The organism is Mesorhizobium sp. WSM4935 (assembly GCF_029625735.1).
Classification (GTDB): domain Bacteria; phylum Pseudomonadota; class Alphaproteobacteria; order Rhizobiales; family Rhizobiaceae; genus Mesorhizobium.
In genome coordinates this window covers 23,530-46,312 of the sequence record NZ_JARTVR010000005.1, presented here as the reverse complement: position 1 = coordinate 46,312, position 22,783 = coordinate 23,530, and the positions used below count along the sequence as shown (strand labels likewise).

Annotated in this window: 16 protein-coding genes; 10 read left to right on the top strand and 6 right to left on the bottom strand. The window is 65.2% G+C overall.

All coding sequences use genetic code 11. The features are described from left to right. Nucleotides 1-3: 3 nt before the first annotated feature. From ccmE to P9273_RS14860, 7 genes are all read left to right on the top strand, one after another. Complete coding sequence (gene ccmE, locus P9273_RS14890) at nt 4-444, top strand: cytochrome c maturation protein CcmE (protein WP_278049577.1); 441 nt, start codon at nt 4-6, stop codon at nt 442-444. Beyond that, nucleotides 444-2,429, top strand: a complete 1,986-nt coding sequence (locus tag P9273_RS14885; RefSeq protein ID WP_278049576.1) for a heme lyase CcmF/NrfE family subunit — start codon at nt 444-446, stop codon at nt 2,427-2,429. Before ccmE ends, P9273_RS14885 begins: the two co-directional genes overlap by 1 nt. Further along, on the top strand, nt 2,426-2,887 hold the full coding sequence (locus tag P9273_RS14880; RefSeq protein ID WP_278049575.1) for a cytochrome c-type biogenesis protein: 462 nt from the start codon (nt 2,426-2,428) through the stop codon (nt 2,885-2,887). The genes P9273_RS14885 and P9273_RS14880 overlap by 4 nt, the downstream gene beginning before the upstream one ends. Nucleotides 2,888-3,111: 224 nt before the next feature. Next, entirely contained in the window at nt 3,112-4,662 is a 1,551-nt protein-coding gene (locus tag P9273_RS14875; RefSeq protein WP_278049574.1) for a Do family serine endopeptidase, read from the top strand. A 314-nt stretch (nt 4,663-4,976) separates the two neighbouring features. Further along, a complete protein-coding gene (locus P9273_RS14870) occupies nt 4,977-5,651 on the top strand; it encodes a response regulator transcription factor (protein ID WP_278049573.1) in 675 nt (224 codons plus the stop codon). An 8-nt stretch (nt 5,652-5,659) separates the two neighbouring features. Then, the gene (locus P9273_RS14865; protein ID WP_278049572.1) at nt 5,660-7,141 is read left to right on the top strand and encodes a sensor histidine kinase; all 1,482 of its coding nucleotides are present in this window, start codon (nt 5,660-5,662) and stop codon (nt 7,139-7,141) included. Between the two features lie 12 nt (nt 7,142-7,153). Beyond that, entirely contained in the window at nt 7,154-10,114 is a 2,961-nt protein-coding gene (locus P9273_RS14860; protein WP_278049571.1) for a bifunctional [glutamine synthetase] adenylyltransferase/[glutamine synthetase]-adenylyl-L-tyrosine phosphorylase, read from the top strand. 19 nt (nt 10,115-10,133) lie between these two features. Here the strand turns inward: P9273_RS14860 and P9273_RS14855 are convergent, their stop codons facing one another. Together P9273_RS14855 and pepN are read right to left on the bottom strand one after the other, a co-directional pair. Next, nucleotides 10,134-12,455, bottom strand: coding sequence for a PAS domain-containing sensor histidine kinase (locus P9273_RS14855; RefSeq protein WP_278049570.1), 2,322 nt, complete (start codon nt 12,453-12,455; stop codon nt 10,134-10,136). A gap of 172 nt (nt 12,456-12,627) precedes the next feature. Next, nucleotides 12,628-15,273, bottom strand: coding sequence for an aminopeptidase N (gene pepN / locus P9273_RS14850; RefSeq protein ID WP_278049569.1), 2,646 nt, complete (start codon nt 15,271-15,273; stop codon nt 12,628-12,630). A gap of 152 nt (nt 15,274-15,425) precedes the next feature. Here pepN and P9273_RS14845 point away from each other — a divergent pair, with 152 nt between their 5' ends. Then, nucleotides 15,426-16,373, top strand: coding sequence for a DMT family transporter (locus P9273_RS14845; protein ID WP_278049568.1), 948 nt, complete (start codon nt 15,426-15,428; stop codon nt 16,371-16,373). Between the two features lie 2 nt (nt 16,374-16,375). Here the strand turns inward: P9273_RS14845 and P9273_RS14840 are convergent, their stop codons facing one another. The 3 genes from P9273_RS14840 to P9273_RS14830 form a co-directional block, all read right to left on the bottom strand. Further along, on the bottom strand, nt 16,376-17,188 hold the full coding sequence (locus tag P9273_RS14840; RefSeq protein WP_278049567.1) for a helix-turn-helix domain-containing protein: 813 nt from the start codon (nt 17,186-17,188) through the stop codon (nt 16,376-16,378). Between the two features lie 90 nt (nt 17,189-17,278). Then, nucleotides 17,279-18,202: a uracil-DNA glycosylase gene (locus P9273_RS14835; RefSeq protein ID WP_278049566.1), complete on the bottom strand. Its 924-nt coding sequence runs from the start codon at nt 18,200-18,202 to the stop codon at nt 17,279-17,281. Between the two features lie 203 nt (nt 18,203-18,405). Then, nucleotides 18,406-19,044, bottom strand: coding sequence for a hypothetical protein (locus P9273_RS14830; protein WP_278049565.1), 639 nt, complete (start codon nt 19,042-19,044; stop codon nt 18,406-18,408). 226 nt (nt 19,045-19,270) lie between these two features. Here P9273_RS14830 and P9273_RS14825 point away from each other — a divergent pair, with 226 nt between their 5' ends. Together P9273_RS14825 and P9273_RS14820 are read left to right on the top strand one after the other, a co-directional pair. Continuing rightward, nucleotides 19,271-20,974: an electron transfer flavoprotein-ubiquinone oxidoreductase gene (locus P9273_RS14825; protein WP_278049564.1), complete on the top strand. Its 1,704-nt coding sequence runs from the start codon at nt 19,271-19,273 to the stop codon at nt 20,972-20,974. A 139-nt stretch (nt 20,975-21,113) separates the two neighbouring features. After that, complete coding sequence (locus P9273_RS14820) at nt 21,114-21,710, top strand: DUF922 domain-containing protein (RefSeq protein WP_278049563.1); 597 nt, start codon at nt 21,114-21,116, stop codon at nt 21,708-21,710. Between the two features lie 34 nt (nt 21,711-21,744). Here the strand turns inward: P9273_RS14820 and P9273_RS14815 are convergent, their stop codons facing one another. Beyond that, nucleotides 21,745-22,755: an endonuclease/exonuclease/phosphatase family protein gene (locus P9273_RS14815; protein ID WP_278049772.1), complete on the bottom strand. Its 1,011-nt coding sequence runs from the start codon at nt 22,753-22,755 to the stop codon at nt 21,745-21,747. Nucleotides 22,756-22,783 lie beyond the last annotated feature (28 nt).

The following is a 22,783-nucleotide window of genomic DNA, read 5'->3' as shown; positions in this document are numbered from 1 at the left end:
GCAATGACGCGCAAGCAGAAGCGTATGTCGGTGATCCTGGCGGGGCTGGCTTTCCTCGGTGCCGCTGCGGGGCTCACCTTTTATGCGCTGGGACAGAAGGCCTCCTATTTCTACATGCCCGCCGATCTCGCCACGGCGAGCGTGCCCCCCGGCCAGCGCATCCGGCTCGGCGGTCTCGTCGAGAAGGGCACCATCGTGCGCGGGCAGGGCGCAACCGTCGCTTTCTCGGTCACCGACAAGCAGAAATCGGTCAAGGTCACCTATACCGGCATACTGCCGGACCTCTTTCGCGAGGAGCAAGGCGTCATCACCGAGGGCGCTTTCGGCCCGGATGGCGTCTTCGTCGCCGACAGCGTCTTGGCCAAGCATGACGAGCGTTACATGCCCAAGGAAGTCGCCGACGGCCTGAAGGCCAAAGGCGTTTGGCAGGAAAGCACGAACTGATGGTCGAGACCGGACATTTCGCGCTTGTGCTCGCCTTCGCGCTCTCGCTGGTGCAGATGCTGGTGCCGCTGGTCGGCGCCCGCATCGGCAACCAGCGGCTGATGGCGGTCGGCGGTCCGGTCACGGTTACCGGCTTCGCGTTGACCGCGCTCTCCTTCGCGGCCCTCGCGAGCGCCTATGCCGGCTCGGACTTCTCGGTGGCGAGCGTGTGGGAGAACTCCCACTCGCTGCAGCCGATGATCTACAAGATCACCGGCACCTGGGGAAACCATGAAGGCTCGATGCTGCTCTGGGTGCTGATCCTGACCTTCTTCGGCGCGCTGGTCTCGGTCTTCGGCAACAATTTGCCGGCGACGCTCAAGGCCAATGTGCTGGCCGTGCAGGGCATGATCGGCGCCGCTTTCTTCCTGTTCATCCTGGCGACATCCAATCCGTTCATCCGCCTCAATCCGGCGCCGATCGAGGGCCGCGACCTCAACCCGATCCTGCAGGATCTCGGCCTCGCGATCCACCCGCCGATGCTTTATCTCGGCTATGTCGGCTTCTCGATCTGCTTCTCCTTCTCGGTCGCGGCGCTGATTGAGGGTCGCATCGACGCCTCCTGGGCGCGCTGGGTGCGGCCCTGGACGCTGGTCGCCTGGATGTTTTTGACCGGCGGCATCGCCATGGGTTCCTACTGGGCCTATTACGAGCTCGGCTGGGGCGGCTTCTGGTTCTGGGATCCGGTCGAGAACGCCTCCTTTATGCCGTGGCTTGCCGGCACCGCGCTGCTTCATTCGGCCATCGTCATGGAGAAGCGCTCTGCGCTGAAGATCTGGACGCTGCTCCTGGCTATCCTCACATTCTCGCTGTCGCTGCTCGGCACCTTCCTGGTGCGTTCCGGGGTGCTAACCTCGGTGCACGCCTTCGCCACCGATCCGACGCGCGGCGTCTTCATCCTGTGCATCCTGACTTTGTTCATCGGCGGCTCGCTGACGTCGTTTGCGCTACGTGCCTCGCAGTTGACGGCGGGCGGCCTGTTCCATCCGATCTCGCGCGAGGGCGCGCTGGTGCTGAACAACCTGTTCCTCACCACCGCCACGGCAACGGTGCTTGTCGGCACGCTCTACCCGCTGGCGCTCGAAGCGCTGACGGGCGGCAAGATCTCGGTCGGCGCGCCCTTCTTCGACCTGACCTTCGGTCCGCTGATGCTGCCGCTGCTTGCCATCGTGCCGTTCGGCCCGCTGCTCGCCTGGAAGCGCGGCGACGTCATTGCCGCCTCGCAGCGGCTGATGGCGGCTTTCGCCTTGGCGATCGCCGCGATGCTGGTCACCGGCCTGTTCATCGACGGTGCCTCCGTGTTCGCCGCCCTTGGCGTCGGCCTTGCCGTCTGGCTGGTCGCCGGCGCGCTGACCGACCTTGCCGTCAAATCCGGCGCCGGCTCCGTGGCGCCGGCCGTCATGCTTCGCCGCTTAGCCGGGCTGCCGCGCTCGGTCTTCGGCACGGCGCTTGCGCATCTCGGCCTCGGCCTGACCTTGCTCGGCATCGTCGGCACGCTCTGCTTCGGCACCGAGAAAATCCTCACCCTGCGTCCCGGCGAAACCGTGGAGCTCTCCGGCCACACGCTTCGCTTCGGGGGACTCACCCCACAGAAGGGGCCGAACTTCACCGAGGATCGCGGCCGCTTCCTGCTGATGGGCGCCGGCGGTAATCCCGATGGCGAGATTACCTCGGCCAAACGTTTCTATCCGGTGCGCCAGACGGTGACGACGGAGTCCGGCATCAGGACGCTTGGCTTGAGCCAGCTCTATCTGTCGCTCGGTGACGAGAACAAGGACGGCTCCGTCGTCGTGCGGCTCTGGTGGAAGCCGCTGGTGACGCTGATTTGGGGCGGCGGTCTGGTGATGATGGCGGGCGCCGCCATGTCGCTGCTCGATCGCCGCCTGCGCGTCGGCGCGCCGGCAAAGCGGCGCAAGCCGGCGGCGGCCTTGGCGAACCCGACATGAGGTCGAGATTTTCACTCGCCTCGCTGGTCCTGCTGCTGGCGCTGTCCTTCGCCGGCACGGCACAGGCGGTGAAGCCTGATGAAGTGCTGCAGGACCCCGCGTTGGAGGCGAGGGCGCGCGCGCTTTCGGAAGGCCTGCGCTGCATGGTCTGCCAGAACCAGTCGATTGACGAATCCGACGCCGATCTCGCCCGCGACCTGCGCATCCTCGTGCGCCAGCGGCTGGTGGCCGGCGACACCGACCAGCAGGTGATGGACTATATCGTCTCGCGCTATGGCGAGTTCGTCCTGCTCAAGCCGCGCTTCAGCCTGCGCAACGCGCTTTTGTGGGGCACGCCTGTGCTTCTGCTTCTGGCCGGCGGCCTCTTCATCGTGCTCAGCGCCCGCACGCGCCGCCCGGCATCGACCACGCTTTCGGCCGACGAGCAGGCGGCACTGGACAAGATGCTGCGCGACTGAACGCCATCGCGGACCGTGGTGAATGGCTTCGACCGCTTCCGTGGTCGTCATTTTATGGACTGCGCATGTCGCTTCGCTCCTGCTTGGCCCCGGAAGGGCGAACTCGGCCAACATTACAAAACTTTCATGTACCGGAAATGGCGCCGTAATGTGCGGCTCTCTAATCCTTTTGCCCGAGGATGCTTCGCCTGAGCGCATCCCTTCGAAAGAGGAAACGAGACCCCATGAATATTGCCCCCAATTCATATTTCCGCACCCGAAAGCGCCTGATGGCCGCCGTCGCTTCCCTGGCCGTCGTCGGCACGGTCGGCGCGGGCATGCTTGCAACCGGCACCGCCCCCGTGCTGGCCGATGCCGTGCGCGTCGAAGCCCCGCAGATGCCGAGTTTCGCCGATGTCGTCGAGCACGTCTCGCCGGCGGTCGTCAGCGTCAAGGTCAAGGCCAAGATCCAGCCGACGGCCGATGACGGCTCCGACGATCAGAATGGCTTCGACAATCTGCCCGACAATCCCCAGCTGCGCCGCTTCTTCAAGGAATTCCGCGGCTTCGGTGACCAGGGCGGCCAGTTCGGCATGCGCCGCTTCAACCACCGCAACCACGGCAATGGCGAGCCGCGTCCGATCGCTCAAGGGTCGGGCTTCTTCATCTCCGAGGATGGCTATCTCGTCACCAACAACCATGTTGTTTCGGAAGGCTCGGACTTCAGTGTCGTCACCAATGACGGCAAGGAACTCGACGCCAAGCTGATCGGCACGGATCCGCGCACCGATCTTGCCGTGCTGAAGGTTGATGGCGGCGGCAACAAGTTCACCTATGTCGACTTCGCCGACGATTCCAAGGTCCGCATCGGCGACTGGGTGGTTGCCGTCGGCAATCCCTTCGGCCTTGGCGGCACCGTCACCGCAGGCATCGTCTCGGCCCGCGGCCGTGACATCGGCGCCGGTCCCTATGACGACTTCATTCAGATCGACGCTTCGGTCAACCGCGGCAATTCGGGCGGTCCGACCTTCAACCTCAACGGCCAGGTGATCGGCATCAACACCGCCATCTTCTCGCCGTCGGGCGGCAGCGTCGGCATCGCCTTCGACATCCCGGCCTCGACGGCCAAGCAGGTCGTCGAGGACCTGATGAAGAACGGCTCGGTCCAGCGCGGCTGGCTCGGCGTCGAGATCCAGCCGGTCACCAAGGACATCGCCGAGTCGCTCGGCCTGAAGTCCGACAAGGGCGCGCTGGTGTCGAGCGCTCAGGATGGCGGGCCGGGCAAGAAGGCAGGCATTGTCGCCGGTGACGTCATCACCCAGGTCGACGGCAAGGATGTCGCCTCGCCGAAGGAGCTCGCCCGCATGATCGGTGCGTTCGCGCCGGGCAAATCGGTCGACGTCACGGTCTGGCGCAACGGCAAGGACGAGACGGTCAAGGTCGATCTCGGTACGCTGCCCGCGAGCGACAAGCAGGCCTCGAACGACGACAACAGCAAGCAGTCGGCGCCCGCAGCCAAGCCCGACACGCTTGCCGATCTCGGCCTGACTGTCACCAAGGCCGAAAAAGGCAAGGGCCTCGTGGTCACCGACGTCGATCCCGACAGCGACGCGGCCGACCGCGGCATCCAGCCCGGCGACGTCATCACCTCGATCAATTCGAACGAGGTGAACACAACCGACGACGTCTCCAAGGCGATGACCGATGCCGCCAAGGCCGGCCGCAAGGCGGTGCTGATGCAGATCACCCGCGACGATAGCAACCGCTTCGTCGCGCTGCCGGTCGGCAAGGGCTGAGGTACCGCGCATGACCCCGAAAACCTCATGGGTTTTCGGAAAGGATCATGCGCCACTAGAAGACGTTCAGATTTTCCCTGCGGCGGTATCAACACCCCCGAGCCGCCGCCGGGAAAACATGGGGCCGAGCACGTAAGTCAGTCACCGTGTTTCGCTCCTGGCGGCAGCGGGTTTCCCATCACCCGCTGCCGCTTTATCGCATGTCGCCCAAAAGTGGTCGCCGGTTTTGGGAAGAAGACATGCGACTAATGAATGCAAGGCCAGAAGAAATGACTGCCCCTCAAACTTCCAGTGAAATCGCGTATAACGGCTTCATGAAGATTCTCGTCATGGAAGACGATCGCGAGGCGGCGGACTACTTGCAGAAAGCCTTTGCCGAAGCGGGCCACACAGCCCATGTCGCTGGCGACGGCGAGACCGGCTTCGCACTCGCGGATTCCGGCGACTATGACGTGATGGTGATCGACCGCCTGATGCCGCGCCGCGACGGCCTGTCGGTGATCGCCGCCCTTCGTTCGCGCGGCAACACCACGCCGGTGCTGATCCTTTCGGCGCTGGGCGAGGTCGACGACCGCGTCACGGGCCTGCGCGCCGGCGGCGACGATTATCTCACCAAGCCCTATGCATTTTCCGAATTGCTTGCCCGCGTCGAGGTGCTGAACCGCCGCGCCAGCGCGCGCGAATCCGAGACCGTCTACCGCGTCGGCGATCTCGAGCTCGACCGGCTGTCGCATTCGGTCAAGCGCGCCGGACGGGAGATCACGCTGCAGCCGCGCGAGTTCCGCCTGCTCGAATATTTGATGCGCCATGCCGGCCAGGTGGTGACGCGCACCATGCTTCTGGAAAATGTCTGGGACTATCATTTCGATCCGCAGACCAATGTCATCGACGTCCACGTCTCGCGCCTGCGCGGCAAGATCGAAAAAGGCTTCGACAAGCCGATCCTGCACACGATCCGCGGCGCCGGCTACATGCTGAAGGGCGGTTAGAACCCGTTATGGCTCTATCCCTGCCGGCCATCATGAAGACGACGGCGGCCCGGCTCTCGGCGCTTTATCTTCTGCTTTTCGCGCTCTGCGCGGTGCTGCTCGTCCTCTATATGACATCGCTGTCCGCGCGCATGCTGACAGCGCAGACGCAGGAGACCATCAACGACGAGGTGCTGGGCTTGGCCCGCGCCTATCAGCGCGGCGGCCTGCCGGTGCTGGTGCGCGTGGTCGAAGCCCGTTCGCGCCAGCCCGGCGCCAATCTCTATCTGATCGCCGATGCCAACGGCCAGATCCTGACCGGCAATGTGCAGAGCCTGGAGCCGGGGGTGATAGAGACCGAGGGCTGGACGACGGAGCCCTTTTCCTACCAGCGCTTCGGCGAGGGTGAGCTCGACCGGTTGCGCAGTGGTGCTACCGACCAGCCCACACCCCAGACCGGCGACAACAGCAACCCTCCCCAGTCGACAGGGGAGAAGGGCCACAACGCCATCGCGCTGGTGCTGAGGCTGCCCAACCAGATGATCATGCTGGTCGGCCGCGACCTCGGCGAGCCCGAGCGCTTCCGCGCCGTCATCAGCCGCTCGCTGACCCTGGCGCTCGGCATGATGGGCCTGGGCGGCATCCTGATCTGGTTCTTTGTCGGGCGCGCCGCACTGAAGCGCATCGACAGCGTCTCGGACGCAAGCCGCCGCATCATGGGCGGCGACCTCAGCGGACGGCTGCCGGTCACCGGCGCCGGCGACGAATTCGACCGTCTGTCGGAAAACCTCAATTCGATGCTGGCCAGGATCGCCATGCTGAACGAGGGGCTGAAGCAGGTCTCCGACAACATCGCCCATGATCTGAAGACGCCGCTGACCAGGTTGCGCAACCGCGCCGAGGCGACACTCGCCGGCCGGCACAGGACCGAGGATTACCGTCAGGCGCTGGAAGGCACGATCGCGGAGTCCGACCAACTCATCAAGACGTTCAACGCCATCCTGATGATCTCGCGTCTTGAGGCCGGCTATTCCTCGGAACAGACCGGCCCCGTCGATCTCGCCGCCACGGTGAGCGATGTCGTCGAGCTCTACGAGCCGGTGGCGGAGGAAGCGGGCGTCGCGCTGGAAACGACCGCGCCCGAGGCCCTGACGATCAACGGCAACCGCGAGCTGATCGGCCAGGCGCTGTCCAACGTCGTCGACAACGCCATCAAATACTCGACCGGCGCTGTCGAAGCGCCGAAGGTGCGGGTGGCGCTGGAGCGCGCCGGAAGCGAGATCAAGCTCACAGTCACCGACAATGGCCACGGCATCCCCGACGACGCCGACCGCGCCCGCGCCACCGAGCGCTTCGTGCGCCTGGAAAAGAGCCGCTCGCAACCAGGCTCGGGCCTCGGCCTCAGCCTAGCCAAGGCAATCATGACTTTTCACAACGGAAGGCTTGATCTTTTACCTGCCGATCCCGGATTGTCCGTGGTCATGAGTTTCCCGTTGCGGGAGACACATTGATGGCACGGATAAATGGCGAACAAGAAAATCGAATCCGAGTTTCGGCTTAGCCCGACACTGGCGCTCCGCCCTCTGGATGCGGAGCATGCCCGGCGTGAACTGTCGGAAATCGCCGATGTCGCCGAGGAGGAGGGCCTTTCCCGCCTCGCCGCGCTCCTGGCGGGCGAGGGGCCGCTGCAGGACCTGCTGGCGGCCGTCTTCGACCTCTCGCCCTTCTTGCGCGACGTCGCGCGCCGCCGGCCGGCAATTCTCGACACGCTGTTCGACCGAACGATCCAAGGGCGGCTCGGCGCCATCGGCGAAGCGATCGGCGGCGCGGCCAGGGCGGATGATGCCTCGGAATCGAGCCTGATGATGGCACTCAGGCAATGGAAGACCGAAGCGCATTTCCTGATCGCGCTCGCCGATCTTTCAGGCGAGGCTGAGACCTCGGTGACGGTGCGCCGCCTCAGCGATCTCGCGGATGCCTGCACATGCGCCGCCGTCGATTTCCTGCTGCTCGACGCGCACCGGCAAGGCAAGCTCAAGCTGCCGAATCCGGCGGAACCTGCCAGGGATTCGGGCTGGGTCCTGCTCGGCATGGGCAAGCTCGGCGCGCATGAGCTGAATTTTTCCTCCGACATCGACCTGGTCGTCTTCTTCGATCCGGAGGCGCCGGCCATCACCGACCCGCTCGATGCGACCGAGCTGTTCTCCAGGCTCACCCGTCGGCTCGTGCGCGTCCTGCAGGACCGCACCGAGCACGGCTATGTCTTCCGCACCGATCTGAGGCTCCGGCCGGATCCCGGCTCGACGCCGCTGGCGATCCCCGTCGAGGCGGCGCTTCGTTATTACGAGGCGCGCGGCCAGAACTGGGAGCGAGCGGCCATGATCAAGGCGCGGCCGGTTGCCGGCGATCTCGCCGCCGGTGCCGCCTTTCTCAAGGAATTGCAGCCCTATGTCTGGCGCAAATACATGGACTATGCCGCGATCGCCGACGTCCATTCAATCAAGCGCCAGATCCATGCCCACAAGGGCCATGGCGAGATCGCCGTGAAGGGCCATAACGTCAAGCTCGGCCGCGGCGGCATTCGCGAGATCGAATTCTTCGTCCAGACCCAGCAGCTCATAGCCGGCGGCCGCTTCCCTGAACTGCGCGGGCGCGAGACGGTGCCGATGCTCGCAGCGCTCGCCGCGCGTGGCTGGATCACCGCCGACGCGCGCGATTCGCTCACCCGCCAATACTGGTTCCTGCGCCGCGTCGAGCACGCCATCCAGATGGTGGCGGACGAACAGACGCATGTCCTGCCTGATGAAGACGAGGAGCTGAAACGCATCGCGCTGATGCTGGGGTTGGCCGGCGAGGCGGAATTCACGCAGGCCTTCCGCGCTTCGCTGCAGCAGGTCGAGCGCCACTATGCGGCGCTGTTCGAGACCGCTCCCGAGCTCTCGGCCGGCGTCGGCAATCTGGTCTTCACCGGAGATGTCGACGATCCCGACACGCTGCAGACGCTGCGTCGCCTGGGCTTCCAGCGGCCGAGCGACATCTGCCGCGTCATCCGCGGCTGGCATTTCGGCCGGTATCGCGTCACGCAGTCGGCCGAAGCGCGCGAGCGGCTGACGGAATTGACGCCGGCGCTGCTCAAAGCCTTCGGCCAGACGCGGCGCGCAGACGAGGCGCTGATGCGCTTCGACGAGTTCCTGGCCGGCCTGCCGGCTGGCATTCAGCTCTTCTCGCTTTTGCAATCCAACCCGGCGCTGCTCAAGCTGATGGCGACGATCATGGGTGCGGCCCCCCGGCTCGCGGCCATCATCACACGCCGCCCGCATGTCTTCGACGGCCTGCTCGACCCGGCATTGCTCACCGAATTGCCTGACCGCGCCTATCTTTCGGCCCGCCTTGCCGCTTTCCTCGAGGGCGACCGCGCCTATGAGGATGTGCTGGATCGCCTTCGCATCTTCGCCTCCGAGCAGAAATTCCTGATCGGCGTGCGCCTGCTTGCCGGCTCTATCGATCCGGCGCGGGCGGGGCGCGCCTTCTCCGATCTGGCCGACCTCACAATCGAGGCGGCGCTCAACGCCGTGATCGCCGAATTCGCGCTGCGCCATGGCAGTATTGCCGGCGGCAGGGTGGCGCTCCTCGGCATGGGCAAGCTCGGCAGCCGGGAGCTCACCGCTGGCTCGGATGTCGATCTCATCCTGCTCTACGATCATTCAGATGCCGAGGATTCCGACGGCGAGAAGCCGCTGGCGCCTTCGCACTACTATACCCGCATGACGCAGCGCCTGATCGCGGCCGTCTCGGCGCCGACCGCCGAAGGCGTGCTCTACGAGCTGGACCTGCGCCTGCGCCCGTCGGGCAACAAGGGCCCGGTCGCCACCCATATCGACGCGTTCAAGAAATATCAGCGCCAGGACGCCTGGACGTGGGAACATATGGCGCTGGCACGGGCCCGCGCCATCGGCGGCGATGCCGAACTCTGCGCCGAGCTCGATAGGGAAGTGGCGGCGGTGCTGGCGCAGCCGCGCGATGCCGCCAAGGTGAAAGCCGAAGCCTTGGACATGCGGGCGCTGATCGAAAAGGAGAAGCAGCCGCTCGACCTCTGGGACATCAAGCTGATCCCGGGAGGGCTCATCGATCTCGAATTCATCGCCCAGGTCGCGGCCATCACCGGCAATGTCGAGCCCGGCCGCCGGGTGACGGCGACCGCTGACATTCTGGCGCGGCTAGCTCCCGGGTTCGCGGGCGGCGATGTCCGCGATGAGCTTAGCGAAGCGTATAGGCTCTATCTGGCGCTGACACAGATAATCAGGCTTTGCCTCACTGGCGAGTTCCAGCGCGACGATATTCCGCCAGGCCTTTCGGACCTGCTTCTTGCTGTCACCGACCTGCCGGATTTCGGTGTGTTGGAGGCGCATCTCAAGGAGACGTCGCGGAAGGTTCGGAAGGACTTTGAGCTCCTGCTTCGCGCGGGCGCGGCCCTACGAAAGTAACCGGTGTTGGTGCCGTCCGTCAGGCTGCCGCTTTCACCGCCGGCGGCGCCTTCTTCAGTGGGATGCGCACCGATACGATGGTGCCGACGCCTTCGGTCGAGCGGATCTTCAGCGCGCCGCCCTGCAATTCGGCCAGCGAGCGCGAGATGGCAAGCCCTAGGCCCGAGCCGGTGTGGTTCTTGGAAAACTGGTTCTGCACCTGCTCGAAGGGTCGGCCGAGCTTGCTCAACGCCTGCTTGGGGATGCCGCAGCCATTGTCCTCGATGGTGAGCAGCAGCGCGCCTGAGGTGTTGCGCGCCCGGACCGTGATCTTGCCGCCCTGTCCGGTGAACTTCACCGCGTTGGAAAGAAGGTTGATGGCGATTTGCTTGATGGCGCGGCGGTCGGCGTAGACTCGCATCGCGTCGGCGATGCGCGTCTCGACGTTGATCGACTTTTCCGCCGCCTGCAGCGAGATAACCCGCACCGTCTCCTTGATCAGCGGGCAAAGGTCGATCTCCTCGCGGTCGAGCGAGAACTGACCGGCTTCGATCTTCGACATGTCGAGTATGTCGTTGATCACGCCGAGCAGATATTTGCCGCTGCCGTTGATGTCGGACGCGTATTCCTCGTAGCGCTCCGAGCCGAGCGGCCCGAACAGACCCTGCTGCATCAATTCGGAGAAGCCGATGATGGCGTTGAGCGGCGTGCGCAGCTCGTGCGACATGTTGGCGAGGAATTCGGATTTTGCCCGATTGGCCGCCTCGGCGCGCTCGGTTTCCTTCATGTATTTGCGGTTGAGCTCGACCAGTTCGCTGGCGCGTTCTTCCTCGGCGCGGCGGGCGAGGCTGAGGTCGTGAATCGTCGCCATCAGCCGGCGCTCGCTGTCGACCAGCTTCTCCTGATGCAGCTTGATCTGGGTGATGTCGGAGCCGACCGAGACGATGCCGCCGTCGCGGGTCCTGAGCTCGTTGACCTGCAGCCAGCGGCCGTCCGCGAGCTGGCGTTCGAAGCTGACGCCGCCCTGCGGCCCGTTGGCGTTGGCGAGCCTGCGCTCCGAGGCGAAGGCCAGCATCCGCTCCTCCACCGTGTCGCGGAGAATGCCGGGCACGACGTCGCGGTCCGACAGCCCGTTGTCCTTCTGGAACTTCGAATTGCACATGATCAGCCGCTCGGCGGCATCCCACAGCACGAAGGATTCATTGATGTTCTCGATCGCGGTCCTGAGCCGCATGTCCGCCGCTTCCGAACGCAGCGCCAGGTGCCGCTGCTCGGTAACGTCAACGGCAATCCCGATCAGCTGGATTTCAGGCGCCTCCGGATCGATCACCTGGGCGCGGGCCCGCATCCACACCCACTGTCCGTCGGCATGGCGCATGCGGAAGACCTGGTCGATATGATCGATCTCGCGCTCGACGATGCGGTTGGCGAGCTCGAACAGGTCGCCGTCGTCCGGGTGGATGATCTCGTCGACCTCGCCGAAGGAAAGCATCGTGTCGCAGGGCTCATAGCCCAGCATGTCGTACATCGAGCGCGACCAGTACATCTTGCCGCGCACCATGTCCCAGTCCCACAGCCCGCAGCGGCCGCGAACCAGCGCCATGTCGATGCGCTGATGCGCCTCCAGATAGATGCGGTCCGCGGCCTGGGCGCGCGCCGCCTGGCCGAAATAGGCGTAGAGGATGACAATCAGCACGCCCGCCGTCAGCACGAAGAGCGTGACGTTGAGCGACATCGACTTGCGCCAGCTTTCGAACATCGCTTCCTGCGGCACCAGCACGGCGGCCGCGTGTTTGCGATCGCGGCCGAGGCTGACGGCGGCAAACCAGTCCTGTCCGGCGATCGAGACATCCATGACGCCGGCGCGGTCGCCGAACATGAACAGCGGCTGGCCGCCCAGGACCAGACTGTCCAGCGTGCGGCCCTGCCAGCCCGTCGACAGCGGCGAGACGGCGATGACCTTGAAGTTGGCGTCGGTGATGGCGAGCACATGGGCGCGGCTCATGGCGCCCTGGCGACTGGTGCTTTCGAGGAGGCTTATGGCGTTGGCACCCGCAGCGCTGGGATCGGCGGTGATGGCCTGCGCCATCTGGCCCGCGCCCAGTGCCAGCACGGCCTTGGCGTCGCGCTCGATCTCGTCATGCTCGTTCATCAGCGACAGGAAACGCAGCGCGGCGATGATGATCAGGAAGATGATGATCAGAGCCGGGATCGAACGGCGAAGAAAGGGCTCGGCAGCCAAGAGCCGCTGATAGGCAGGTTCGGCGATCAGGCGTGTATTGCCGGCAAGTCCATCGTCCCTTGCCTTGCGACGCGCAAAAGCCTTCCCTCCGGGCGCGCCCCACGCGTCCGCCTTGGCCATAAATGGCACTCCCCGATCTGCCGTATACTGGATGACCCGGATACGCCGCACGCCCGAATCGCCATTAAAGAATCAAAGCCGATTCGCCTTGTCCAGAGGCGCGGGCGAAAAAGATTAAAAGTTGATTGAAATTTGCGCTTTCCCTCCTCCCACAAGGGCTGAAGGAGAGGCGCTACGCCAGTGTCCGCTCCACGATATCGCGCAGATCCGCCGACAGGTTCTCGGCCTTGGCCATCTCGAGCAGCGCCTGCTTGGCTTTGGCCTGGCGTCCGGGCTCTAGCGAGCGCCAGGACCTGAGCGCCGTCGCCAGTCGCGCTGCCACCTGCGGGTTGCGTTTCTCCACCTCCAGCACCGTCTCGGCGAACAGGCGATAGCCTTCACCGTCGGGGCGGTGGAAGCCGGTCTGGTTGGCGCTGGAGAAGGTGCCGATCAGCGATCGCACCCGGTTCGGATTGGTGATCGAGAAGGCGGGGTGCCGCATGAGCGCACGCACCTTGTCGACGGTCTTCGCGCCGGGCACTCCCGCCTGGATCTGGAACCATTTGTCGAGCACCAGCGCATCACCGCGATAGCGCGCCTCGAAGGCGGCCAGCGCCTCTTCGGCCTCGGCCGTGCCTGAATGGCGATGCGCCAGCACGGCCAGCGCCGCCGCGCGGTCGGTCATGTTCGTGGCGGCATTGAAGTGCCGCGCGGCGAGGCCTGCGCCGCCCGGTAGGAGCGAAAGGTAATCGAGCAGGATGTTGCGCAGAGCCCTGCGTCCGGCGCTCGCCGCGTCCGGGCTGAACGGACCCTTGTCTGCAAGGCTGTCATAGAGCGCCGAAAAGGCGTCGCTGTTTGTTTCGGCGATCGCCCGCGCCAGCGCCTCGCGCGCAGCGAAAATGGCGTCGGGATCGATGCCCTTGCCGATGTCGCGGGCGATGTCGGCTTCGCCGGGCAGCGCCAGCGCCAGCGCCCGGTATGCCGGTTCCAGGGCCTCGTCGCCGGCGATCCTGCCGGCAAGCTCGGCCAGCCGCGCCGCAAAGACCGGCTGCTTGCCGCCAAGCACCTGGCGGAAGGCCGCGATCAGCGCGTCGGTCAAAAGCGTGTTGAACGCCTGCCAGCGCGAGAAGGCGTCGCTGTCATGTGCCGCGAGGAAGAACTGGTCTTCCGGTTTCTGCTGCACCGAAAGCGTGATCGGCGCCGAGAAGCCGCGGTTGAGCGACACCGAAGGCCGTTCCGAAACGCCGGAGAAGCGGACCGTGTGCCGGCGCTTGCGGATATGGATGACGCCGTTATCCACCGCCGCGCCCTCGACGCTGTCCCAAGCGACGGGCTTGCCGCCGGCGCCGACAAGCCCGAATGCAAGGGGAATATGCATCAGCCGCTTGCGGCTTTCCGACGGCGTCGGTGGCACCGACTGTTCGATCTCCAGCGTGAATTCCTTGGCAGCCGCATTATGCGTCGAACTCACCGTCAGGTTCGGCGTGCCGGCCTGATGGTACCAGAGCGCGAATTGCGCGAGGTCCCGGCCCGAGACGTCCTCGAAGACTTTCAAGAAGTCCTCGATCGTCGCGGCCTGGCCGTCATGCCTCTCGAAATAGAGGTCCATGCCGGCGCGGAAGGTCTCCGGCCCGAGGATGGTGCGGATCATGCGCACCACTTCCGAACCCTTCTCGTAGACGGTCGCCGTGTAGAAATTGTTGATCTCGCGATAGCGGCGCGGCCTGACCGGGTGCGCCAGCGGCCCTTGGTCTTCCGGGAATTGGTGCGCGCGCAACGTACGCACTTCGGCGATGCGCTTCACTGCCCGCGAGCGCTGGTCGGCGGAGAATTCATGGTCGCGGTAAACCGTCAGCCCTTCCTTCAGGCAGAGCTGGAACCAGTCGCGGCAAGTGATTCTGTTGCCTGTCCAATTGTGGAAATATTCATGCGCGATGATCGCCTCGATATTGGCGAAGTCGGCATCCGTCGCGGTCTCCTCGTCGGCCAGCACATATTTGTCGTTGAAGACGTTGAGGCCCTTGTTCTCCATAGCGCCCATGTTGAAGTCCGACACGGCGACGATGTTGAAGACGTCGAGGTCGTATTCGCGGCCGAAGACGTCCTCGTCCCATTTCATCGAGCGTTTCAGCGCGTCCATCGCGTAGCCGGCAAGCCGCTCCTTGCCTGGCTCCACATAGATGCCGAGCTCGACCTCCCGGCCGGACATTGTGGTGAAGCTGTCCGCCACTTTGCCGAGCGCGCCCGCCACCAGAGCGAAGAGGTAGGAGGGTTTGGGGAAGGGGTCGTGCCAGACCGCGTAATGCCTGCCATTGGCGAGCGCGCCGCGTTCGACGGGATTGCCGTTGGAAAGCAGCAGCGGCGCCTCGTTGTGCGGGGCTTCGATGCGCACGGTATAGACCGACAGGACATCGGGCCGGTCGAGGAAATAGGTGATGCGGCGAAAGCCCTCGGCCTCGCATTGCGTGCAATAGACGTTGTTGGAGCGGTAGAGGCCCATGAGCGCCTCGTTGCGCGAGGGTGCGATCTCCGTCTCCAGGCGAAGCTCGAAGCGCTGCGCCGCCGGCGGCTTCAGGATCGTCAGCCGGTCCGGCGTCGCCTCGTAATCACCGGCCGGCAGCGCTTGTCCGTCTATCGCCACGCCGAGCAGCGTCAACCCGTCGCCGTCGAGCACCAGCGGCGCCGAGGTGGTGACGCCCTCGCGGCGTTCGATGGTGAGCAGCGCGATGACGCGGGTGGCGTCCGGCGACAGGCGGAAGTCGAGGCTGGTCCTCGGGATGAGATAGTCGCTGGGGCGATAGTCCTCGAGCTTGAAGACTTGGCCGGTGTCGGTGCGCATTCCTTAGGCTTTTCCTGACGATTTCGGGCGGAGGCCAGCTTGGCTGGTCCAAGAATTTTGAGGTGCGCGCTCTTTACACGAAATGGCCACTCGACAAAACTGCGCAAAGGCCCATTTGCGGCTCCCTTTTCCGACCACCCTTACGAGGCAAGATGACCGTCGATCATGCCGTCGGCCACAACACGCTGCGCGGCATCACGCTGAAAATCGTCTCGGTGACGGTTTTCGTCGGCATGCAGACCTGCATCAAGGCGGCCGGCGACGTGCCCGCCGGGCAGATCGTCTTCTTCCGCTCCTTCTTCGCCATCTTCCCGATCATCGCCTTCCTGGCCTTCAAGGGCGAGCTCGCCACAGCCTTCACGACCAAGCGGCCGTTCAACCATATCGCGCGCGGTCTGGTCGGTGTCGGCGCCATGGGGCTCGGCTTCTTCGCGCTGACCAGGCTGCCGCTGCCGGAAGCGATCACGCTGAACTACGCACAGCCGCTGCTGGTCGTGATGTTCTCCTCGGTCTTCCTCGGCGAGACGATCCGCGTCTATCGCTGGAGCGCGGTCGCGGTCGGCCTTGCCGGCGTATTGATCATCTCCTGGCCGGAACTCACGCTGCTCAATTCCGCTCAAGGCCTCAACGACCAGGAGGTGCTGGGCGTCATGGCCGCGCTGATCGCCGCCGCGATCTCGGCCGTCGCCATGCTTCTGGTGCGCAATCTGGTCCAGACGGAGAAGACGGCGACTATCGTGCTGTGGTTCTCCTCGACGGCTTCGGTATTGTCGCTCTTCACGCTACCCTTCGGCTGGCAGGCGTTGACGCCGATGCAGGCGGCGCTGCTCGTCGTCGCCGGCTTCTGCGGCGGGCTCGGCCAGATCCTGATGACGGCGGCCTACCGCCACGCCGAAGCATCGGTCGTGGCGCCCTTCGAATACACCTCGATGATCCTTGGTGTAGTGGTCGGCTATTTCGTTTTCGGCGACGTGACTTCGCTCAACACGCTGATCGGCGGCGTGATCGTGGTGGGCGCCGGCATCTTCATCATCTGGCGCGAACGGCAGCTCGGCCTGGAGCGCACGCGGACGCGAAGGGCGACGCCGCCACAGGGATGAGGTTACGGAGCGGTCGCCCGTTCCTTCGCCAGCTGTACCAGCACCGCCCGGGTCTGCTCGTCGGCCGGGAAGAAGGATTCGATCGCCAGCTCCGACAGTGTGACGTCGAGAGGTGTGCCGAACACGGTGATGGTGCTGATGAAGGATAGCACGGTATCGCCATGCGCGAGCCTGAGCGGATGGACGATGCCGCTCGGCTCGACCGGCGCCGGCCGGCCGCTCTTCAGGCCGGCCGGATAGGTGCGCAGCTCGCGTTCGAGCTCGATCAGCACAGGGTCGCCGGTGGCGTCGTTCTGGTGCTTCAGCCGCTCCAACAGATGCGCGCGCCACTCCGCCAGGTTGACGATCCGTGGCGCCACGCCGCCCGGATGCAGGCTGAGCCGCAGAACATTAACCGGCGGCTGGAGCAGGGACGGCTCGGAAATATCGGCAAGGAACGGGGCCATCGCCCCATTGGCGGAAACGAGGTTCCAGTGCCGGTCGACCGCCAGCGCCGGGAAGGGCTCGTGGCCCTTGAGAACGGTTTCGACCGCGGCCATCGCCGGCGCGAGCGTGGCGTCGGTCAGCGGCTTTTCGCTGAAGCTCGGCGCGAAGCCTGCCGCGAGCAGAAGCTGGTTGCGCTGCCTGAGCGGGATCGACAGCTGCTCGGCCAGATGCAGCACCATGTCGCGCGACGGCTGCGCGCGGCCGCTCTCGACGAAGGAGAGATGCCGCTGCGAGATATCGGCTTCCATGGCGAGATCGAGCTGGCTCATGCGCCGCCGCGTGCGCCACTCGCGGATCAGGCTGCCGGCGGAAATGTCGGATGTGGTCATGGGGGAGGAGTAGGGCGGGCAGGGAGGGATCTCAATTACCTAGGAGGTTATGGCTCCCCCTTCTCCCACAAGGAAGAAGGGGAAGACGCTTTACTCCAACGCCCTCAGTTTCGCCTTCACCTCGAGGAAATCCCGCCATGCCAGCTTCTTGTGCGCCGGCGTCCTGAGCAGATAAGCCGGATGCAGCGTCGGCATCGCCGGAATGGCTATGCCCGATGCCGTCGTGTGCACACGCCAGTTGCCGCGCAGCCGCAGGATGCCCTCGGTCGTGTTGAGCAGCGTCTTGGCCGACGGCCCGCCGAGATTGACCAGCACCTTGGGATTGACGAGCTCGATCTGCCTTTCGATGAACGGACGGCAGATTTCGGTCTCGTGCGGCGTCGGCGTGCGGTTGCCTGGCGGCCGCCACGGAATGACGTTGGCGATATAGGCCGAGTTGCGGTCAAGGCCGATCGCCGCCAGCATGCGGTCGAGCAGCCGGCCGGAGCGGCCGACGAAGGGCAGGCCTTCGAGGTCCTCGTCGCGGCCCGGCGCTTCGCCGACCAGCATCAGGTCGGCGTTGGGATTGCCGTCGGCGAAGACCAGGTTCTTGGCGGTGAATTTGAGATTGCAGCCGTCGAACGCGGCCATGTGCTGGCGCAGTTCATCGAGCGTCGAAGCGCTTGCCGCGAGCTGCCGGGCCGCAGCCGCCTGTGCCTCGTCGGGAACGGCCGCGGCCGCGCGTACCCGGGCGGGCGCGTCCGGAATAGTGCTGGCGTCGAGGCCGGATAGGGGCGCCGGCGGGTTCTCAACCCGTTCCGGAGCCTGCTCCGGCGCCGTTCGGCCTTCGGGCCTGGCTTCGCGGCGCGGCGCGGCTGGCGCCCGCTCGGCAGGCCTGCGCTCGGCCGACTTCGCCGCCGCTTCGGCAAACCGGTTGATCGGCGCGTCCTCAAGCGCGTCGTCGACGCCGGCGCTGGCGTAGAAGGCGAGCAGTTCGGCAATCTCGGCTGGTGTGCTGGGGGAAGCGGCAGTCATGGCGCCACCATCGTCCGCGCGGCGTCGATTTGCAAGATTAAGCCACACTCGCCTGCATTGAAGCATGTCGAGATTCAGGTCAGGCCGAGCCGAGAAAATGGCGAGTTCCGAGAACCGGAGCGGAGCGTATTTAAAGTACGTGAGCACCGGAAGCGCAGGAAACCGCCATTTGCAGGCCGGCATCACCTGAATATCGATATGCTTCACCCGGTCGGTATGCGCGGATCCTGCACGATGTAGAATGTCCAGCGCGGCGTGTAGTCGGTGATCAGGAAATCGAAGGTTGCCGTCTTCAGCGGGTCGATCTTGCCGTTGCGGAAAAGCAGCCGGTCATAGGGTTCGAACCGGCGGTCGAAATCGGCGAAGTTGCTCGACCAGATGTTGTCGGGCGTCTTGTTGCGCTGGTCGAAGGACAGGCCGTCGCCGAACACGCTCGGCTGGTCGAGGATTTCCTGCAGCTCGAACTGGAACTCCACCCAGGCCTGGGCGCTGTTGTTGAGCACGTCGATGCGCATATACATCACGCCGTTGGCGACCTCGCCGGCCTTGCCGAACGGCTCGATCGGCTTGATCGCGCGGATGGTCAGCGTCACCGGCGTCGCCGAATTCAGTTCCTCCTTGATGATCAGCGGGTCTTCCTTGGTGCCGATGCCGGAGGCACCGGTGATGCGAAAGCCGCCCAGCTCGTCGGAGAAGGAATAGGCGCCGGTTGTCCAAACCTTCACCGGATCCGCCCCAGCCGGCATGGTCAAAAAGAGGAGCGGAAGAACCGCGCGCCAGGCGGCGCCTGGCGTGAAGAGTAAGCGCTTCGAGGGAAAGCCGGCTGGCTCTGGACTGCGCATGCCGCGAAGTATTGCCGATAACCAAGCCGTCGAACAATTAAAAACATCCCGGCGCCGCCTGGCCTGCCAACCAATTGGCGCTGGCCTATGCTTGGCCATGGCCTGCGCTGCTGCCTTTTCGTTAGCAAACCGCGACTTTTTGTCGAAATCGGCGTTGTCACGTCCGCGCCGGTTTCGCGTCGCGAATTGATGCGCTATGCAGCGCATGAGCCAGCACAATGCGAGAATGCGGCAAGCCATAGAGGGGTCGATGAGCGATATCGAACGCGAGAGCATGGAATTCGACGTGGTGATCGTCGGCGCGGGTCCTGCCGGCCTTGCCGCGGCTATCCGTCTGAAGCAGCTCAACCCGGACCTCTCCGTGGTTGTGCTGGAAAAGGGCGGCGAGGTCGGCGCGCATATCCTGTCGGGCGCCGTCGTTGATCCGATCGGCATCGACCGGCTGCTGCCCGGCTGGCGCGAGGAGGGCGATCATCCGTTCAAGACACCGGTCACGGCGGACCATTTCCTGGTGCTTGGCCCGGCCGGTTCGTTCCGCCTGCCCAACTTCCTGATGCCGCCGCTGATGAACAACCACGGCAACTACATCGTCTCGCTCGGCAATGTCTGCCGCTGGCTGGCGACCAAGGCCGAGGCGCTGGGGGTCGAGATCTATCCGGGTTTCGCCGCGGCCAGCCTCGTCTACAACGATGCCGGCGCCGTCACCGGCGTCATCACTGGCGATATGGGTGTCGAGAAGGACGGCACGCACGGCCCCGCTTACGCGCCCGGCATGGCGCTGATGGGCAAATATGTGCTGATCGGTGAGGGCGCGCGCGGCTCGCTCGCGAAGCAGCTCATCGCCAAATACAAGCTTTCCGAAGGCCGCGAACCCGGCAAATATGGCATCGGCCTCAAGGAACTCTGGCAGGTCAAGCCCGAGAACCACAAGCCCGGCCTGGTGCAGCATTCGTTCGGCTGGCCGCTCGACATGAAGACCGGCGGCGGCTCCTTCCTCTACCATCTAGAGGACAACCAGGTGGCGGTCGGCTTCGTCGTCCACCTGAACTACAAGAACCCTTATCTCTCGCCCTTCGAGGAGTTCCAGCGCTTCAAGACGCATCCGGCGATCGCCGGCACCTTCGAGGGCGCCAAGCGCATCGGCTATGGCGCTCGCGCCATCACCGAGGGCGGCTGGCAGTCCGTGCCGAAGCTGTCCTTCCCCGGCGGCGTGCTGATGGGCTGCGCGGCCGGCTTCGTCAACGTGCCGCGCATCAAGGGTTCGCACAATGCGGTGCTATCCGGCATGCTGGCGGCCGAGCATGTGGCCAAGGCGATCGCCGGCGGCCGCGCCAATGACGAGCTTGCATCCTACGAAGGAGCCTGGCGCGGCAGCGACATCGGCAAGGACCTGAAGAAAGTGCGCAACGTCAAGCCGCTTTGGTCGCGCTTCGGCACCATCGTCGGCGTCGGCATCGGCGGGCTGGATATGTGGCTGAACACGCTGTTCGGCTTCTCGCCTTTTGGCACGCTGAAGCACGGCAAGGCGGACTATGCGGCGCTCGAGCCCGCGGCGAAGCACAGCAAGATCGCCTATCCGAAGCCGGACGGCGTCTTGACCTTCGACCGTCTCTCCTCGGTGTTCCTCTCCAACACCAACCATGAGGAGAACGAGCCGGTGCATCTGATCGTCGGCGACATGGCGCTGCAGCAGCGTTCGGAGCACGACGTCTTCGCCGGTCCTTCGACCCGCTATTGCCCGGCGGGCGTCTATGAATGGGTGGACAAGGACGGCAACGCCGCCGCCGATCCGTCGGCCAAGGACGTGCGCTTCGTCATCAACGCGCAGAACTGCGTGCACTGCAAGACTTGCGACATCAAGGATCCGAACCAGAACATCAACTGGGTGCCGCCCCAAGGCGGCGAAGGCCCGGTCTACCAGGGCATGTGATCCGCTCCGACCGGGCCGTCTCGACCGCCGCTCCAACAAAGCCGGCGAAGGCCCGGTCCACCAGCGCATCTGGGCCGTCAAGGCCGTTGAACCGCGGCGTCGAGTATGGTCTGCTTCGCCTCTGAACAAGGAGGCGCATATGCAGCGGACCAGCCTGGCGATTTTAGCTGCTGCCGGCGTGCTTTTTTGCGGGACTGCCTCCGCCGGCACTAGGCTGACGGTTCATGTGCGCACCTATGACGTTGCCGGCAGGACCGGCGCGGAACTGGTCGAGGCGATGGATGGCCTGGGACCGCGGCACGGGCATGCGACGCGCGCCATCGCCGAAACCGGCTACACCGTGCATTGGGACCTCGACGTGACGCGCGACAACGGCATTTGCCGGCTGCGCGGGGCCAACGGCAGGATCGACCTCACTTACACCTTTCCGCGCCGCATTTCGGCGTCCGGCCCGGCCTTGCGCAAGCGCTGGGACCGTTTCATGGCCGGCGTGCGCCAGCATGAGCACACCCATGGCCGCATCGCCAAGCAGATGATGCGCGCGACGGACACCGCGCTTGCCGGGCTTGAGCGGCAGGACAACTGGTTCTGCACCGGTCTTCGCTGGGAAGCCAGGCGTCGCATTAACACGATCTATGCCGACTACGAGGCTAGGCAGAACGCTTTCGACGCGCGTGAGCATCGCGACGGCGGCCATGTCGAGCACCTCGTCAATGCTCTGGTGGGGAAGAACTGAAGCTCCAGCCCGGTCGCTCAAGCCAATGGGGCGATCAGCCTCGGCGCTTGTCGGGCACCTCATTCGCCGCCAGCGCCGACCTATGCTCGTCCTCGGGCGCGTTGCTGGCGGGCGGCAACGTGAATTCGACCAGCACTGGCAGATGGTCGGAGCCGGCATCCTCCAACCGGGCCGACGACAGGATCGTCACCCCGCCCTTGCTGAACACCTGATCGATCGGCAGGCCCGCATAGCGGCGCAGGAAATCGGGCAGCGTGCGGTGAATCCAGGTCGGGCCGGCCGACGGCATCAGCGTCATGCCGCTGAGTCGCGCCACCCGTCGCACCGCGGCGCTCCACGGCACGGCATTGCAATCGCCGGCCATGATGGCGGTCTCGCCAAGCCCGGCCAGCGGTTCCGCCAGTTCGCCGATCTGCCAGTTCTGCTCCTTCGGCCAGGGCCAGCTCAGATGGATCGCGGCGACGTCGACCGGAATGCTGTTGAAATCGATCGTGGCAGTCGCCATCGCGCCGCGCGGCTCGCAACGCGGCGCGGTGCCGGCGGCGAAGGGACGGCGCGACAGCAGCGCGACGCCGAATATGCCGTTGGGATAGTCGCACAGGATGCGATAGGGATAGGCGCCGGCAATGTAACCGAGCTCCTTCGCCCACATCCCCGACACTTCGTCGAGCGTGACGACGTCCGGATTGGTCCGGCCGATCAGCGACAGCACCTTCTTCGGCGTTGGATTGCTGAAGCGCAGGTTCATCTGCAGCAGGCTGTAGACGATCCGGTCGGCCGGCTTCGCGACCGCCTGCTGCGTCGACAATCTGGGCAGCGCGCTCGTCGTCGTGGCGAAGCAGGCGATGGCGAAGACCAGCGCTGCGACGGCCTGCAGCCGGTAGGGACCGGCAAGCAGCGCCAGCGCGAGCAAGACCGCAAGCAGGCTCAGGTGCATGCGGAAATGCGAGAAGGAATCGAAGGCCGGATGCAGTGCGCCGAAGAACCCGGCCAGCAGCGCGGCCGAACATGCCATCATCGCCAGGAATGTCAGCTGAGCCATCATGCTCAAGCGCGCGCCGCCCGTAGTCATC

Excerpts from the sequence above, each read along its gene's own strand:
- P9273_RS14880 (WP_278049575.1), top strand. The coding sequence starts at position 2,426 with ATGAGGTCGAGATTTTCACTCGCCTCGCTGGTCCTGCTGCTGGCGCTG.
- P9273_RS14860 (WP_278049571.1), top strand. The coding sequence starts at position 7,154 with ATGGCGAACAAGAAAATCGAATCCGAGTTTCGGCTTAGCCCGACACTG.
- pepN (WP_278049569.1), bottom strand. The coding sequence starts at position 15,273 with ATGCGCACCGACACCGGCCAAGTCTTCAAGCTCGAGGACTATCGCCCC.
- P9273_RS14870 (WP_278049573.1), top strand. The coding sequence starts at position 4,977 with ATGAAGATTCTCGTCATGGAAGACGATCGCGAGGCGGCGGACTACTTG.
- P9273_RS14885 (WP_278049576.1), top strand. The coding sequence starts at position 444 with ATGGTCGAGACCGGACATTTCGCGCTTGTGCTCGCCTTCGCGCTCTCG.
- P9273_RS14825 (WP_278049564.1), top strand. The coding sequence starts at position 19,271 with ATGCGGCAAGCCATAGAGGGGTCGATGAGCGATATCGAACGCGAGAGC.
- P9273_RS14840 (WP_278049567.1), bottom strand. The coding sequence starts at position 17,188 with ATGACCACATCCGACATTTCCGCCGGCAGCCTGATCCGCGAGTGGCGC.
- ccmE (WP_278049577.1), top strand. The coding sequence starts at position 4 with ATGACGCGCAAGCAGAAGCGTATGTCGGTGATCCTGGCGGGGCTGGCT.
- P9273_RS14830 (WP_278049565.1), bottom strand. The coding sequence starts at position 19,044 with ATGCGCAGTCCAGAGCCAGCCGGCTTTCCCTCGAAGCGCTTACTCTTC.
- P9273_RS14835 (WP_278049566.1), bottom strand. The coding sequence starts at position 18,202 with ATGACTGCCGCTTCCCCCAGCACACCAGCCGAGATTGCCGAACTGCTC.
- P9273_RS14855 (WP_278049570.1), bottom strand. The coding sequence starts at position 12,455 with ATGGCCAAGGCGGACGCGTGGGGCGCGCCCGGAGGGAAGGCTTTTGCG.
- P9273_RS14820 (WP_278049563.1), top strand. The coding sequence starts at position 21,114 with ATGCAGCGGACCAGCCTGGCGATTTTAGCTGCTGCCGGCGTGCTTTTT.
- P9273_RS14865 (WP_278049572.1), top strand. The coding sequence starts at position 5,660 with ATGGCTCTATCCCTGCCGGCCATCATGAAGACGACGGCGGCCCGGCTC.
- P9273_RS14875 (WP_278049574.1), top strand. The coding sequence starts at position 3,112 with ATGAATATTGCCCCCAATTCATATTTCCGCACCCGAAAGCGCCTGATG.
- P9273_RS14845 (WP_278049568.1), top strand. The coding sequence starts at position 15,426 with ATGACCGTCGATCATGCCGTCGGCCACAACACGCTGCGCGGCATCACG.
- P9273_RS14815 (WP_278049772.1), bottom strand. The coding sequence starts at position 22,755 with ATGATGGCTCAGCTGACATTCCTGGCGATGATGGCATGTTCGGCCGCG.